Annotated in this window: 10 protein-coding genes; 2 read left to right on the forward strand and 8 right to left on the reverse strand. The window is 70.3% G+C overall.

Annotated features, from left to right (window positions below; all coding sequences use genetic code 11):
* Positions 1-434 precede the first annotated feature (434 nt).
* Positions 435-1,466: a LysR family transcriptional regulator gene (locus tag AAHM41_RS15790; RefSeq protein ID WP_342237514.1), complete on the forward strand. Its 1,032-nt coding sequence runs from the start codon at positions 435-437 to the stop codon at positions 1,464-1,466.
* 46 nt (positions 1,467-1,512) lie between these two features.
* On the opposite strand, the gene AAHM41_RS15795 is transcribed toward AAHM41_RS15790, so the two are convergent.
* The 3 genes from AAHM41_RS15795 to AAHM41_RS15805 are packed head-to-tail and all read right to left on the reverse strand — an operon-like array spanning position 1,513 to position 5,755.
* Positions 1,513-4,032: a two-component system VirA-like sensor kinase gene (locus tag AAHM41_RS15795; RefSeq protein ID WP_342237515.1), complete on the reverse strand. Its 2,520-nt coding sequence runs from the start codon at positions 4,030-4,032 to the stop codon at positions 1,513-1,515.
* Positions 4,029-5,039 (reverse strand): cytochrome-c peroxidase, encoded by a 1,011-nt coding sequence (locus AAHM41_RS15800; protein ID WP_342237516.1) that lies wholly within the window; start codon positions 5,037-5,039, stop codon positions 4,029-4,031. The genes AAHM41_RS15795 and AAHM41_RS15800 overlap by 4 nt, the downstream gene beginning before the upstream one ends.
* The gene (locus AAHM41_RS15805; RefSeq protein ID WP_342237517.1) at positions 5,039-5,755 is read right to left on the reverse strand and encodes a response regulator; all 717 of its coding nucleotides are present in this window, start codon (positions 5,753-5,755) and stop codon (positions 5,039-5,041) included. Before AAHM41_RS15805 ends, AAHM41_RS15800 begins: the two co-directional genes overlap by 1 nt.
* 253 nt (positions 5,756-6,008) lie before the next feature.
* On the opposite strand from AAHM41_RS15805, the gene AAHM41_RS15810 reads away from it, so the two are divergent.
* Positions 6,009-6,722 (forward strand): PP2C family protein-serine/threonine phosphatase, encoded by a 714-nt coding sequence (locus tag AAHM41_RS15810; RefSeq protein WP_342237518.1) that lies wholly within the window; start codon positions 6,009-6,011, stop codon positions 6,720-6,722.
* A 224-nt stretch (positions 6,723-6,946) separates the two neighbouring features.
* On the opposite strand, the gene AAHM41_RS15815 is transcribed toward AAHM41_RS15810, so the two are convergent.
* The 5 genes from AAHM41_RS15815 to tagH all read right to left on the reverse strand — a co-directional run bounded on the left by AAHM41_RS15815 (position 6,947) and on the right by tagH (position 15,905).
* Positions 6,947-8,701: a hypothetical protein gene (locus AAHM41_RS15815; RefSeq protein WP_342237519.1), complete on the reverse strand. Its 1,755-nt coding sequence runs from the start codon at positions 8,699-8,701 to the stop codon at positions 6,947-6,949.
* A 74-nt stretch (positions 8,702-8,775) separates the two neighbouring features.
* The gene (gene tagF / locus AAHM41_RS15820) at positions 8,776-9,528 is read right to left on the reverse strand and encodes a type VI secretion system-associated protein TagF (RefSeq protein WP_342237520.1); all 753 of its coding nucleotides are present in this window, start codon (positions 9,526-9,528) and stop codon (positions 8,776-8,778) included.
* Positions 9,525-13,130: a type VI secretion system membrane subunit TssM gene (gene tssM, locus AAHM41_RS15825; protein ID WP_342237521.1), complete on the reverse strand. Its 3,606-nt coding sequence runs from the start codon at positions 13,128-13,130 to the stop codon at positions 9,525-9,527. The genes tagF and tssM overlap by 4 nt, the downstream gene beginning before the upstream one ends.
* A gap of 14 nt (positions 13,131-13,144) precedes the next feature.
* Positions 13,145-14,443, reverse strand: a complete 1,299-nt coding sequence (gene icmH, locus AAHM41_RS15830) for a type IVB secretion system protein IcmH/DotU (RefSeq protein ID WP_342237522.1) — start codon at positions 14,441-14,443, stop codon at positions 13,145-13,147.
* Positions 14,433-15,905 carry a type VI secretion system-associated FHA domain protein TagH gene (gene tagH / locus AAHM41_RS15835; RefSeq protein WP_342237523.1) on the reverse strand — a complete coding sequence of 491 codons (1,473 nt, stop codon included), beginning with the start codon at positions 15,903-15,905 and terminating at the stop codon, positions 14,433-14,435. Before tagH ends, icmH begins: the two co-directional genes overlap by 11 nt.
* Between the last annotated feature and the right edge of the window lie 13 nt (positions 15,906-15,918).

Raw genomic sequence — 15,918 nt, forward strand, 5'->3', positions numbered from 1 at the left:
GGGCCGGCGCGCCGCCCCCACGCGGCCCCGGGTGAGGGGATTTCGTCGAGGCCGGGACCCGCCCTCACCCGGTCTCGCTGCGCGAGCCCGACCTCTCCCGCGTCCAGCGGGAGAGGCAATGCGAAGATGCTCAGCATCCAGGCCTCGGCGCCCGGCCGTCCCGGCGGCGCATCTGTTCCCAAGGGAACAGCCGGGGGCGCCGGATTTCATCTGTAACGATTTCGACCGGTTCTGAAATCCGCAATTAACGCGGCTGACGACACTTGGCTCCTGCAGCCGGTGGTTCACACCGGCCCGGATCGGGGGCCACCCGGTCCGGCGACATCAGCACGAGCCGACCGGCGGGCCACTGCCGGACAGGCATCACCACGACCCGTCTGTTCCGTCACAGGAGCGCCCGTCCCCACGGGCCTCTCCTGCGAGAGGGGAGAACCATGTCCGAACTCGCTTTCACCCGGAAGACCTCGATGGAGCGGCCGCACCCGGCCCTGATCGTCGGCAGCCGCCAGGCCGCACCGCAACGGCCGATGCCGAACCTCGCCTCGGTCGACCTGAACCTCCTGGTGGCGCTGGAAGCGCTGCTGCAATTCCGCAACGTCACCCATGCCGCCCAGCATGTCGGCCAGAGCCAGCCGGCGATGAGCCGGGCGCTGGCCAGGCTGCGCGGCATGTTCAACGACGAGATCCTGGTCCGCACCTCGACCGGCCTGGCGCCGACGCCGCGCGGCGAGCGCCTCGCCGCAGCGCTGCCGTCGGTGCTGGACTCGATCCGCGAGATGGTGACGACCCGCAGCTTCGCCCCAGGCGAATGGCGGTCGAAGGCGACGATGGCGATGCCCGACCACCAGGCGCTGGTGCTGCTGCCGCGCCTGCTGCCGCGGCTGCGCGAGCGTGCACCCCTGCTCGACGTCGTCACCGATCCGCTCCTGGCCGGCGCGCTGCGGCGGCTGGAGCTGGGCGAGATCGACCTCGCCGTCGGGCAGATCGGCGACACCCCGCCCGGCTATTTCCGGCGCAGCCTGTACTCCGACCGGTTCGCCTGCCTGCTGCGACAGGACCACCCGGCGCTGGCGCAGGAGTGGACGATCGAGCGCTTCTCGACCCTGCGCCATGCCGTGATCGCCTCGGGCTCCGAGGACGGCTTCGGCCAGGTCTATGACGGGCTGGCCAAGCTGGACCTGCCGGACCGCGACCCGATGCTGGTGCCCAACATGCTGACGGCGCCGGCGATGATCGCGGAAACCGACCTGGTGCTGACCGTGCCGCACCGCGTCGCCACCCGCATCGCCGCCATGATGCCGCTGGCAGTGGTCGAGCCGCCGCTGGAGTTGCCGCCCTACGAGGTCGCGCTGATCTGGCACGAGCGGCGCCACCGCGATCCGGACCACAGCTGGCTGCGCGGCGAGATCGCCGCGGCGGCGCTGGCGGCGGTCCAGGGCAGCCACCAGCCCGCCGAGGCATCCTGACTCGCTCTGCAGATCATGCCGGGCCGGGACGACCGGCCCGGCCGCCTCAGACGTGCTCGCTGTCCGCGGGCGCCAGGCACGAGGACAGGCTTTCCGCCAGCAGCCGCGACCGCAGCGGCTTGCGGAGGACCTTGAGGATCCCGGCCGCCTCGATCTCGGCGGCATCGAGGCCGCCGAAATGGCCGGTCATCATCAGGATCGGCAGGCCGGGGCGAAGGCGATGCAGCTCGGCGGCCAGCTCGATCCCGGTCACCTCCGGCATCAGCGCGTCGGTCAGGACCAGGTCGAAGCGGTCGGGATCGGCGCGGAAGGCGGCCAGGGCGGCGGCGCTGCTGTCGAAGCCGACCGGCTCGTAGCGCAGGGCGGCCAGCATCTCCTCCAGCAGCAGCACCAGCGGCGTCTCGTCGTCGACCACGAGGATGGTCTCGCCGCGCCCCCACAAGGCCGAGGCCTCGGCGATCTCCTCCTCATCCACCACCGGCTCCTCGGTCAGGGGCAGGTAGGCCTCGAAGGTGCTGCCGGCGCCGGGCCTGCTCTCGACATTCATGGCGCCGCCCTGCCCGGTGACGATGCCGTACACCGTCGGCAGGCCGAGGCCGGTGCCACTGCCCACCGCCTTGGTGGTGAAGAAGGGCTCGAAGATCCGCTTCATCACGGCCGCGTCGATGCCGTGGCCGGAATCGGTCACGCTGAGGCGCACATAGTCGCCGGCCCCCAGGGGCCCGTGCGACAGCACCGCGTCCGATGGCATGCGGGCCAGGTCGAGGCCGATCTCGATCCGGCCTTGCCCGGCCATGGCGTGCGACGCGTTGGTGCACAGATTCATGACGATCTGCTGCAGCTCGGTGACGTCGCCGAGGATCGCTGCGTCCCCGGCCGAGAACCTTCGATGGAGGGCGATCGACGGCGGCAGGGAGGCGCGCAGCAGCTCCAGCGCCTCGGCGACCACGGGCTCTGGGTGGATGGCGCGATAGCGGCGTTCGCGGCGGCGGCTGAAGGCCAGGATCTGGTCGATCACCGACTGCGCCCGCGTCCCTGCGGTCATGATCTGCTTGACATATTGCTGGGTCGAGCCGGTGCGCGTCAGCGTCGACAAGGCCAGCTCGCCATAGCCGAGGATCGCGCCCAGGATGTTGTTGAACTCATGGGCGATGCCGCCGGCCAGGGCGCCGAGCGATTCGAGCCGCTGCGACTGGGCCAGCTGGGTCTGCAGCGCCTCGCGCTGGACCTCGCTGCGCTCGCGCTCGATCGCGTTGGCGAAGCTTTCGGCAGCGGTGCGCAGCAGGGCGACATCGCCGATGGACCAGCGCTTCTCGGCCGTCACGCCCTCGAACATCAGCACGCCCGAGCGGTGGCCGGCCTTGCCCAGGGGGATGGACAGCCAGGAGCGCAGGCCCAGCAGCGCCAGGCGGTCCTTGATCGGACCGTCCGGCAGCGCGACGACGGACGGGACATGGATCGTCCCGTCATCGGTCCCGGCCGAGATCGGCCAGTCATTCGCCAGGTCGAGCAGCATCCGGCCGGTGTCGGCCGTGTTCGGCACCTGGGCCTGCGACCACGAGTACTCGCGAGGCGCGGTGTCCAAGCCCCAGACGAAGATATGGGCCCGGTCGAACAGCATCTGCTCGGCCAGCCGCGCCAGACCCTGTTCGATGCCGTCGTCGAGGCTGGTCCGGGGCAGGTTGATGAAGTCGGTCGAGATCGTGGCGATCAGGTTTTCCAGGGCGAGGCGCTTCTCCAGCGCCCTCGCATTGGCCCGCAGCCGCAGGAACAGGTAGCAGACATAGGCCCCCAGGCCGACCGCCACGGCATAGAGCAGGAGGCGGAAATACAGGGCCCGCGTCGCGGCCCGGCCATAGGCGGAGAAATAGGCCTGCTTGATCTCCTGAGCCTGCGCCACGATCGGCGCGGCCTGCAGGCGGAGGACGAGACCATCCACGATCGGCAGGGTGGCGAGGATCAGATGCCCATGCGTGACCAGGGCGTCGACACCCGGGGCCGCGGCGGCCGGGACGTCCAGGCTGCGCAGCCGGTCGAGCGCGGCCGACAGCTCGGCCGCCATCTCGCTCCTGGGGTCGGCGGCGAACAGCAGCATGGCGCTGGCCAGGCTGCCGATCTCGGACCCCAGGGCGGTCTGCCGCAGACCCTCCGCCTGATCGAGCTGCCGGGCCGTGTGGTTGAAGAAGCTGAGCGAGTTCTGCAGCATCGCGTTGCTGGATTTGAAGTCGTCGACCAGCCCCTCCTGGCCGTCGACCCCCGCGGTCAGCTGCGCCACGTCCTGGTCGATGGCGGTGCGCGCGTCGCCGTCGGCGATGTCCCCGGCGGTCTTCAGGCTGGTCGCCGCCTGCCGCAGCGCCGCCACGGACTGCACCAGGGGGTCGTAGGTGCGCAGCAGCCCGGTGCGGGACCGCAGCACGTCGCGCTGCAGCGCCGCGTTGTTGAGGTCGATCGAACGCAGCGCGTCCAGCGTGCGTTCATGCTGCGCCGAATCGGGCGTGGCGCCGTGGACCAGCAGATAGGTCAGCGCCAGCAGCAGGGCCAGCAGCGCGGCGCCCAGCGTTCTCATCGGGCCTCGGCGGCGGTGATCTGCGACAGCGGCCTGCCCTCGTATTCGCCGGTCAGCGTGCCCAGGAACTGGATGATCAGGTCGCGGTCCTCCTGCGGCATGGTGCGGCCGAGCTGGGCCTGGGCCATGATCGCCACGGCCGCATCGAGCGTGTCAGCGCTGCCGTCGTGGAAATAGGGCGCCGTCAGCGCGACGTTGCGCAGGCTGGGCACGCGGAACACCCGGCGGTCCGCCTCGCGGCCGGTGATGGCGAAGCGGCCCTGATCCGCGATGTCGTCATCCGACCGGCCCGAAAACGGGTCGGAGAAGATGCCGAATTTCTGGAACAGGTTGCCGCCGACGTTCCGGCCCTGGTGGCAGGCGATGCAGCCATAGGCCTTGAACAGCTCGTAGCCGCGCTTCTCGTCCGCCGTGATCGCCGTGGCGTCGCCGCGCAGGTAGCGGTCGAACCGGGCGTTGGGCGTCGACAGCGACCGCTGGAAGGTGGCGAGCGCATCGAGCACGGAGTCGCGGTTGGGACCGTCGCCATAGGCCGATTCGAAGGCGCTGCGATAGCCGGAATCCTTGTTCAGCTTCGCCAGCACGTCGGGCCAGCGGGCATTCATCAGCCGGGGTTCCAGCAGCACCGCCTCGTTATGCGCCTCCAGCACCCGGTGGTTGCCGCGCCAGTTCAGGCGGAAATCGCCGGAGACGTTGAACACGGTCGGCGTGTTGAACGGCTCCAGCTCCCCGTTGGCGCCCGTGGAATGGGCGAGGCCGTCGGCCCCGCCGCGATTGAATTCGTGACAGGAGGCGCAGGAACGGACATCGCCGCCGGACAGCCGGACGTCCGAGAACAGCGCCTTGCCCAGCGCGACCTTCGCCGGGTCCAGGGTCCGGTCCGGTTCGATCGGCGAGATCGGCTCCTCCCGGGCGGGGTCGACGCCCTGCCCCAACGCCGCGCCGAACACCAGGACCGCGAGCCCGGCGGCCATACCCCAGGCCAACGCCCGCGAGACGGCGCGCATCACAGCGACTCCACGGCGGGGGCGAAGACGTAGCCGATGCCACGCTCGGTCTTGATCAGGGCCGGGTCGCTGGGATTGGCCTCGAGCTTGCGGCGCAGGCGCAGGACCAGCACGTCGACGCTGCGGTCGAACACCTCGGCGTCGTGCACCCGGCTGGTGACCAGCAGCTGCTCCCGGGTCATCACCCGCTGCGGCGACCGGACGAAGGCGGTCAGTAGATTGAACTCGCCGGAGGTGAGGCTGATCTCGGCGCCGGCCGGGGACGTCAGGCGCCGCCGGGCGACATCGAGCTCCCACCCGTCGAAGCGGTAGCGCGCCCGGCTCTCCCGCCGGCGCGCCCGCTCCCCCGCCGATTCCAGGCGCCGGAGGACGGTGCGGACCCGGGCCACCAGCTCGCGCAGGGCCAGCGGCTTGGTCAGATAGTCGTCGGCACCCAGTTCGAGCCCGATGACCCGATCCATCTCCTCCAGCCGATGGCCGGTGATCAGGATCACGGGCGCGTCCGAGCTGGTGCGCAGGCCCCGCATCAGATCCATCCCGTCCTCCTGCCCCAGCTTCAGGTCGAGGATGATCAGGTCGATCTCCTCGGTGGCCAGGATTCGCGTCATCGCCGCGCCGGATGCGGCGGGCCGGACCTCGAAATCATGGCGTTCGAGGTATTCACAGATCACGTCGCGCATCGCCGGATCGTCATCGACCACGAGAATACGTTTCACCGCGTAACCTCGCCCGCGAGTTCGGTCAGATCTGTCTCCACGCGATTGAGCATGACTGTGAGCGGCAAAAGCATTGTAAATACTGCCTCATCCGCCGGAGGTGCCATGCCGCCCGGAGACATACCACCATACCACTTTCGTATGAAGAGATTCCGCCTGGTGGCCGCCTAGGATGAGTCCATGGCGCGCACACAGGCGGAACGGGAGGAACGGTTGCGGAGAGACAGCAAGGCCCCTCCGGCCCGGTAGCCGCATGGTCGAGCATCGATACGACTGGGCGGCGAAAACCGATGCCGGGGCCGTCCGCCGGCACAATGAGGACGCGTTCCTCCTGCGGCCCGAGCAGGGGCTCTGGGCCGTCGCCGACGGCATGGGCGGCCATCTGCGGGGCGACCACGCCAGCCGCACGGTGATGGACGCCCTGGCGCAGGGCCACACCCCGATCGAGGAAATCCGCGCGCGGCTCACCGCGGCCCACCGGGCGCTGCTGGCCGAGGCCGCCAGCCTCGGCGATGGCGCGGTGATCGGCGCGACGGTCGTCGTGCTGGTCGTCCGGGATGGCCGCTACACCTGCCTGTGGGCGGGGGACAGCCGGCTGTACCGGCTGCGCGACGGGATGCTGCGGCAGCTCACCCGCGATCATTCCTATGTCCAGCGCCTGATCGACAGTGGCAGCCTGACGCCCGAGCAGGGCCGCCGCCATCCCGGCGCCAATGTGATCACCCGCGCGGTCGGCGCCTCGGGGCCGCTCGAGCTCGACATGGTGCAGGGCGACAGCCGGCCCGGCGACGTCTATCTGCTGTGCAGCGACGGCCTGAGCAACGTCGTCGGCGACGCCGAGATCGCGGATCGCCTGGCCGCCCTGCCCTGCGCGGAGGCGTCGGCCGCGCTGCTGGAGCTGGCGCTGGCGCGCGGCGCCCCCGACAACGTCACCCTCGTCGTCCTCGCGCATCTCGCGGACGCCTGACAGCGGCTCGTTCGCGATCCGGCTCTCCCCTCCAAAAGAGCCGTCATTGCGAGGAGGCGAAGCCGACGAAGCAATCCAGGGCCACGCCAAACGGCCCTGGGTTGCTTCGCTGCGCTCGCAATGACGATTTTTTCCTGGGCTCGGTGGTACGAAGCATTTTCCGCTGCTTCCCCCGATCGATCCCGGGCCGGCCTCCGGGGCGCGGAGACCGGCCCGGCGAGGGTCTAGGCCGCGGCCGCGACGCTGGACGCCTCGATCCGCTTCAGGCCGTCGCTGACACCGGAGAGCCCTTCCCGCAGGGTCTCGCCGACGGCACCCTGGCCGACGTCGAACGGCGGGTCGTCGAGCAGATCGACGATGTTGTTGCCGTCGAGATAGCCGAGATTCGTCCGCACCGTGTCCGCTACGGCCTCGATCGCCTTCGACCTGGCCTCGCCCTCCTGCCCGATGATGGCGGCGAGTTGGTCGGAGATCTCGCCGTCGATCTGCAGGAAGATGTCGTCGACATGCCGCCAGGTGCCGCCGAGGGCCTCGACCTTGACGATCTGGTTGACCCTGCGCTTCACCTCGTCCTTCTGCTTGATGGCGGCGTTGCGGTGCGCCTCCCACACCTCCTTGATGCTTTCGACCAGGCTGGTGACGAGGTCGTCGCCCTTGGCCGTCTCCGTCTTCTTGAAGCCGAGCAGGCCGATGAGCGAGTCGTCCTTCAGGAACATCTGCTGGATGACGGCAACCAGGCGCTGCACGGCCTTGCGCTTGTCGGCCGCGACATCCTCCGCCTTGCGCTTGCCGGCCGCGTCATCCTCCGCCCTGGGCCAACCCGACACCACCATGCCCGCGATCCGGTCGGGGCTGGCCTGATTCAGCGGATAGGGCAGCTGGCGCTTCATGGCCTCGGCCTTGGCCAGCTTGAACAGGCTCTGCGTCACCTCCTCCTGGGTCAGGTCTTCGGTCGAGACGTTGTCGAGATCGACCCCGTTCACCAGGAGCTTCTCGCGGCCGGGCTTGTCTTGCTCGCCGTCCGCGGCCGCCGGGGTCGCGTCCACATACTGCAGGTTCCGCAGATTCTCGGGGTAGGCCAGCATCAGCAGCAGCCGGCTGGTGAAGTTGTGCAGGGCCATCTCCCGCTCTTCCGGCAGCAGGGCGGCCAGCATGTCCTCGAGCCAGGCCGTGATCTTGTCGGTCAGCGGCCCCAGCTCGGCCTTCTGCCCCGCGCCGATCTGCCGGCTCAGGCTGATGGCGTGGCCGGCGATCGTCGACGACGCGGTGGCGATACCCTGTTTCAACTCGTCCGAGAGGGGCTTGTCGTCCCCTTCCTTATCCTCGCTGTTCGAATCCTCCACGCCCTCCATCGGATCCTCTTCGGGGACGTCGTCATCCCCGGCCTCGCTGGCCGTGGGCGTGAAGACCACCGATTCCGTATCCGAATCCGCCTCGCCCGTTTCGCCGGCCGCCGGCGATTCAGCCGCAGTGGCCTGCTGCCCGGATCCATCCTTCTCCCCGCCAGTAAAGTATTTATCGTTTTTCTCTGCCCTTATCTCGAAAGCATTGATCTCTTCCTCAGTGAGCTCACCAGCATCCTGCTGCAGCTCCATATCGGGAAATGCGCCTCTCTTTCCAATATCTTTGAAATATTCCTTTATTTTCTTTTCGACTGTCGTAAACCCAGCGTTCCCTCCCCGTGCAAGCCTGACGACAAATTTGCCCTGGCCGTTCAGTCGACCCGTGCCTTTCCGCATCAACGAAAAGTTCTTGGCTTCCTGATAATCTTTGTCTTTCTTTTCCTTATAGTCCATAATCTTTAGGCTATTAGGTAGACTACTGATACTTTTATTGGCGAAAAGAACAACAACTCTTTCGCTTTTGCCTGTACCGATGGTGCCGACGGCAAAGCAGATCTCCAGATCAGGCTTTGCTTTTGTTTGATCGATCAGGTTCAGATATTGCTGCGCGGTATTGGAATTGTGCTTCCTAGCCATGGTCTATCTCCATTCGAGATGCTTGATGGTTGAAGTGCATGGAACGGCGCACGAGGGATGGGCGAGTTCGCCAGTCACCCTTCACGGTCCCATTCGTCGTCTTCGGCTGCGCCCCGGGCCGTCGGCCGGACCGACCAGCCGTGCCGCGCCCAGCGGCCGTCGACCAGGGCCGCGAAGCCGTCCGGCGCCACCAGGCCGGCGCTGACCGCCACGCCCGGCGGCAGATGCCGGGCACCGGTGGTCCACCACAGGGCCCCGCGCCCGGCCAGCGCCGCGACCGCGGCCGGCGCCGCCGAGGCGATCGGCAGCTCAACCCAGGTGCCGGCCCCGGCCTCGCGGATCGGGGACCGTGGGACCGAGGCCCCCCGGACGACCGACCAGGGCGGCAGGCCGCGGCCGAACTCGGCGAGGTCGAAGCCCTCGGCCAGGGCGTCGAGCGCCAGGGCCTCGGCGGCAGCGAACCAGGGGCCGCTGCCCGCCATCAGGCCGACCGGGTCGACCGGCCGCTCGATCTCCTGCCCCAGCATCAGCGGGAAGCAGCGGCCGACCGCGTCGACGCTCGGCATCAGCACTCCGATCAGCGTGAACCGGCCACAGGCGCCGGCGGGCAGGATGAAGCGCCACAGCGGCGCGACGAAGAACAGCTCCGCCCAGTCGGCGCCGATCGCGGCCTCGCCGGCGGCGAGCGACTGCTGCAGCCAGGCATCCCAGCGACCGACGGTCTCGGGCCGCAGCCCGGCGCCGACGAAATCGGCGCGGGCCGGCAGCTTGCCGTAGAAGCCGCAGGGCCGCTCGGCCGCGATCCCGGCCGGGAGGCGGGCGCTCACAGATCCTGCGGGCATCGGAACTGCGCCAGCAGCTTGCCGGACAGCGGGTTCATCACGCTGTCGGCCTGGAGCATGAAGGTCGCCCAATGGGTGCCCGCCGCCAGCCGCAGCTGGAGCCGGTCGGAGCCGCCGAGGCGCCGCGTGTCCGCCTGGTCCAGCAGGCGGAACAGGCCCCAGGCGCCGGTCCTGGACAGGGTCGCGTCCCGGTCGCCGGTGAAGGTGACCGAGGCGCCGCCGACGCCGCCGGTCGCCGGCCAGCGGAAATGCATCGCCGAGGACGCGCCCCGCCGGTGCTCCAGCCGCTGGCCGTCGATGTCGACCACCACCGTCTCGGTCGACGGGTCGGTCTCGGCGACGGTGAGCACGAAGCCGACCGAGGGCTGCGCCCCGGCATCCTGGAACATGCTGTCGCGGATCGCCGCCGCGCGCTGGAACTGGGCCAGGGTGCCGCGGTCGAGCCGGAAGTCGACATTCCCGGTCGGCCGCACCTTCCACGACCCTTCCGACACGTCGACGAAGGGGGCCAGGTTCTCGGCGAAGAAGCTGTCGATCGCGCCGTTGCGGCCGAACAGCCGGGCGAAGTCGTTGAGCGGGACGTCCTGGGCGGAGCCGGGGCTGAACGGGTAGCGCCCCTCGGTCGCCCGCTGGCACAGCGCGCCGGGGCCGCTGGACCAGACGCTGGTCAGCTGGCGCTTGGCACCGGTGATCGACAGGTCCGAGCTGGTCCGGCTGACGCCGAGGATCCATTGCCGGATCGGCTCCGGCAGGTTGGACGCCCCGGCCTCGATCTGGCGGATGGCGACGGCCGCCTGGTCGCCCTTCTGCAGCGAGCCCCCGCCGCCCAGCCCCTGCATCTCGCTGAGCGAGCGGTACAGGCCGCCGAGGTCGCGGATGGCGCTGTCGATCGGCGCCTGGGCGTCGGCCTGGCTGTTCGGCGGCACGTCGACCAGCTGATGCAGCGACTGGAAGTGGTCGTTCAGGTAGCGCCGGGCGATCCCCTCGGGCGTGTCCACGGCCGACTGCGACCGGAACAGCGCTTCGAGCTTGCTCGGCGGCACCTTGCCCGGCTGGGCGGCGCCGTCGCCGGCCGGCGCGGCGTCGTCGGGCGCCGGCGGCCGCTCCAGCTTGGTCTCCTGCGCCGCCGCGACCAGCAGCAGGCGGATCGGCGAGGTCGGCGCGGCCAGCGTGTTCAGGGTGCGCAGCGAATCGTCGACCGTCCGCATCGGCCGGATGGCGACGTCGCCGATCATCTGGTCCCAGCGCAGCGCGAATTCCTGGGCATAGAGCGCCGCCGCCTCGCGCTGCAGCTTCAGGCTGGCATCGCTGCCGGCCGGGGCCGCGGCCGCCTGCGGGTCCAGCACCCAGCCATCGGCGGCGACGGCGTCGGCCACCTGCGGCAGCAGCGGCAGGACGGCGTCGTAGAAGCCGGCGCTGGTGTAGATGCCGGGGATGCCGGCGCTGAGCGGCTGGCCGGACCGGCGGGCCAGCACGCCCTCGGCCACCGGCCCGGCATGGTCGACCAGGCGCCAGCTCGGCTCACGCCCCGCCTCGGGGCTGGCCACCACGGCGTCGAGCACCCGGCGGGCGAGCGAGACGCCCTGGAGCTTGGCGCGGGTCTTCTCGATCAGATCGGCGTTCAGCCCGATATTCGACAGCGGGCCTTCCAGCAGGGCGTCGAGATGGCCGGCCAGCGCGCGGCGCAGCCCGGCATCGGCGTCGCCGGGAAACTGCACGCCCCAGTCGAGCGCCATCCAGCTGCGGACGACATCGGGCTGTAGCGGGCCCTGCTGCCCCAGCATCAGATAGACCTTCAGCGCCTCGTAGAGGAACGGCGGGTCGTCCTGCCGCTCCGCCAGCACGGTCTCCAGCCGCAGGATCAGGCGCGGCAGCAGCAGGCTGTTGAGGGCGTGGCGGTAGGCCGCCCGCGTCTGCACCCCGAGCTTGTCGCTCTGGTCGAGGCCGAAGCCGGCGAGGCGGTCGGGCGCCGCGTCGCCTTCGGCATAGCCGGTCGGGATCTCGCGGAGCTTCTGCAGCAGCGGCACAACCGGCCGCAGATCGGCGCTGTCGACCCGGTCGAGCTTCAGGGTGTTGGCCTCCGCGGCGTAGCTGCTGGCGGTCAGCCGGACGTTCTCGATCAGATCGACATTGCGGCCGTAGCTGACCGTCCACAGGATGCCGGCCGCGGCCACCACCGCCGCGATCCCGGCATAGAGGCCGTATTGCAGCCGCCGCCGGCGCCGTTCGGCGCGGGGGTCGGCATTGACCAGCCCGGCTTCGGCGAACACCACCTCGCGCAGCAGCCGGCTGATGAAGTAGCTGCGCTTCTGCCCGCCGAAGCTGGGGCGCGGCGGCCGGGCGACGTCGAAGGTCCGCGACATCGCCTCGACCACGCGGTCCAGCGGCGTGCCGACCTGGGTTCCGCTGACGAAATAGACGCCGCGGAGCATGATCGGCTCCTCGAAGGAGTTCGGGGCGAAGGCCTCCTGCATGAACTGATGGGTCAGGTGCTTCAGGCTGGCCACCTGCTGCGGGAAGCCGAACACCAGGGCGCGGCGCTGGATGTCGCTCTCCTGCTGCATCCGCTCCAAGAGCCGCTCGCCCAGGCGGCCGACCAGCGCGTCGTACTCCGCCTCATAGGCCTCCATCGAGCCGCCCTCGCGCTCCGGCTCATGCGCGAAGGTGAAGCCCCAGACGGCCTCCCGCCCCTCGCGGCCGAGATCGTCGAAGAACTCGACGAAGCCGGCGAGCAGGTCGCTCTTGGTCAGCATCACATAGACCGGCAGCCGCAGGCCGAGCTCGCGGTAGAGCTCGAGCACGCGTTGGCGGATGCGGGCGGCATGGTCTAGGCGCGCCTCCTCGGAGGTCGAGGTCAGCTCGCTGATGCCGATCGCCACCAGCACGCCATTCAAGGGCTGGCGCCGCCGATTGCGCTTGAGCAGCCGGAGGAAGCCCAGCCAGGCCGCCTTGTCCTGCTCAGCGTCGCTGTCCTGGGTCATGTAGCGGCCGGCGGTGTCGATCAGCACCGCGTCGTCGGTGAACCACCAGTCGCAGTTGCGCGTGCCGCCGACCCCGCCGACCGCCTTGCGGCCGAACTTCTCGGCCAGCGGGAAGCTGAGCCCGGAATTGACGATGGCGGTGGTCTTGCCCGAGCCCGGCGGGCCGATCATGACGTACCAGGGCAGCTGGTACAGCCAGCGCCGGCCGCTGGCCCCGGCGAAGCGGCGCCCCTTCAGCGTGCCCAGGGCCTCGCGGAAGCGGCCGGAGATCGTCTCCAGCTCCTTGCCCGCGGCGGCGGAGCCGTCCCGCCCGCCGGTCCGCTGGGAGTCCGCGGCGCCGGCCTCGTCCGTCTGCCCGATCCCCGTCAGCGCATTCGAGACCCGCGATTGGACGAGGCTCTGGAAATGCGACTGGATCATGTAGGTCACGGTGTACCCGACCGGGATCAGCATCGACGCCACGATCTGGCTGCCGATGTTGTCCAGCGGGGCGAAGCCCGCGATCGAGATCAGCGGCCCGAGCGTGAAGATCAGGGCACAGACGATCCCGGTGCCGAGGCCGACATAGAGCCATTTCGACCGGAGCGCACTCTTGATGGACTGCATGGCCGTCCGTCCCCTCAACTATTCGTCGTCTTGCTGATGATGATTTCGGTCCGGCGATTCTGCTGGCGGCCCTCCGGCGTGTCGTTCGACGCCACCGGCTCGGTGCTGCCCCGGCCCTCTTCCCGCACGCGTCCGGGCTCGTTCATCTTCGATTTGATGATCTCGCCGACCGATTTGGCGCGGGCGACCGACAGGTGATAGTTCGACGGAAAGGCCAGCGACCGGATCGGCGCGGAATCCGTGTGCCCGGTCAGCAGCACCGCGCCCGGCTGGTCGTTCAGCGCCTCGCCGATCCGCCGCAGCAGCGGCTCGAACTGGCTCTTCACCGTCGGGCTGGCGGAGTCGAACATGCCGGCGCCGCGGATGGTGACGACGATCTGCGCGGCGTCCTCGGCCACCGTGACCAGCCCTTCGCGGATCTCGGGCTCGAGGAAGCGCCGCAGCCGGTCGCCGCGCATCACGATCACCGGCGGCGGCGCCACCCGCGCCAGGCTGACCGCGCCGGTCGGCGGCAGCGCGGCGAGTTGATCGAAGACCAGATCGGAGCGGCCATTCAGCGCGAACAGCAGCCCGGCATAGAGCAGCAGCAGCATCGCCACGCCGGCGGCGGCGACGACCCAGGCCGGAACGATGCTGCGCAGCAGCTTGCGGGCGGCGGTCACACCCCGCCAGTGGGGGGAGATGTCGCGCTCGAACTCGCCGCGGGCCGCCCGGATCAGGCGGTAGACATCCTCGCGCAGCACGCTGAGCTCGGAGGCGCCGCGGGGCGCGATCCGGAACCGGCCCTCGAAGCCCAGGCTCATGCAGTAGTAGAGCAGCTCCAGCAGGTCGACATTGACGCCCGGGTCCTTCTTCAGCTGCGCCAGCAGGTCGAAGAACCGGTCGCCGCCCCAGGTCTCGCTGAACAGCGACCCGACCATGCTGCGCGTGGTCCAGACGCTGCGGCTGCCCCAGGGCGTGTTCAGGACGATGTCGTCGATCGTGGCGCAGAGCGCGTATTTGCTGGCCTTGATCGCCCGTGGTGCCAGGCCCAGCGGCGTGACCCGGCGCTCGAAGGCGTCGATCTCGCGCAGGACGCGGAGGCGCAGCCCCTCGACATCGGGATGGCTGCTGCTGTTCTTGAGCTGGGCGCAGAGGCCGAGGAGCGCCGCCGCGGCCGCGACCAGCGGGCCGAGCCGGTCGAGCGCCAGCGCCTCCCAGAATCGCTCGGCCGGCGAGGCCTGGGACGGCGGCGGGGGCACCAGGGTCAGCCGCCCGCCCGGATTGGGGCGGGCGGGGCCCCGCGGCAGCAGGACGGTTTCTTCAGTCGACATCGCCATCCTGTCCTTCTCCTTGCGGACGGACGCCGCCGGGTGCGTCCCTGTGCTGCGGTCCCCGCGGGCGGGCGGTTTCGGCGCGATAGGCGCGCGCGAAGTCGGCGCCGAAGATCCGGAGCGCGTCGTTCTCGAGGCCGGAGACCACGTCGTCGAAGATCCGCCGGTACGCGTCCCAGCCCCGGGCCTTCTTGGTGCCGGGCCAGTGCCAGCCGGCCTGCCCGACCGCAGTCTCGACCGAGGCCGGCGACAGGCGGTCGCAGACGCTGTGCAGGGCTTCCTGCAGCGCCGCGAGCATCGCGACCTCATGCGCCCTGATGTCGGAGAAGGCCTGCTCGACCGCGGCATCGCCGCGGATGAAGCCCGGGATCTCGACGCAGAGGAGCGCGTGCATCGCCTCCTTCGCGTCCAGCGTGAACTTGAGCGGATTGTTGCCGGAGCGCTCGATCATCGTGCGCTCGAGGCCGAATTCCTGCTTGGCCAGCTGGCGGGCGGAGAGGATGCCGTGCAGCCCGGCAACGGAATGCAGCAGCATCCGCCCCGCCCGGTCCATCATGGTCGTGAGGTCGACCGCGCCGACATCCGCCGGCGACAGGCCGCAGGCGGCGAGGAAGGCGGCCACGGCGCGATCGCCGTCGCCGCCGGGGCCGGCCGGCTGATCCGCCACCGGCCGGGGCGGCGGATCCTGCCGCGCCTCCGGCTGTGGCGGCGGGGCCTCGAGGATGTCGTCGTCGTCCGGGGGGGTGACGATGTCGACCCGGGTGAAGGCCGGAGCGGGTTTTGCCGCCGGCGCCCCGCCGAGCTCCGCCATGATGTCCCAGTCGTCGGGGATCGCCTCGACGCCGGACCTGGGCTGCACGAAGACGACGGCGTGCCCCGGCACATGGTCGGCATAGGAGGCAGTCGGCTTGCGGACGGCCGACCAGTCATCCGCCGGCGGCTCCCGCGGCGGGCCGAAGCCCGGCGCCGGCAGCAGGTCGCCGTCGATCTCGCCGAGCAGCGGCTCGTCGCGCCGGCTGGTGATGCCGCCGCCGAGCGAGGGGCCCATCTGGACCGTGCCGAGGAAGCTCAGCTCCTCCGCCGGAGGCGCGGTGCGCTCCGGCTCGTCGGTCTCGACCACGGCCGGCGTCGAGCCCGGCGCCGCGATGACGTCGATCCGGTAGCTGCCGATCTGGATGACGTCGCCGGCCTTGAGCGCCACCGGCACCTCGCGCGGCAGCGCCTCCGACTCGTCGTTCAGGAAGGTGCCGTTGCGGCTGCGGTCGATCAGGACGAAGCGGCCCTCCGCCGGCTCGATCGAGCAGTGATGCTTGGAGATGGTCTGCTGCGCGTCGCGCAGGACCAGGCCGTTGTCGTCGGCCCGGCCGATGGTCAGCGCGGAGTCCGCCTCGACCAGGCCGTCGGATCCGACGGTCTCGGGCAGGCTGGACTCCGGGCTGTCTACGCGTAGGACGAGGGCCATGGGGGACACCTGG

The sequence above is a fragment of the Inquilinus sp. OTU3971 genome (assembly GCF_038440215.1).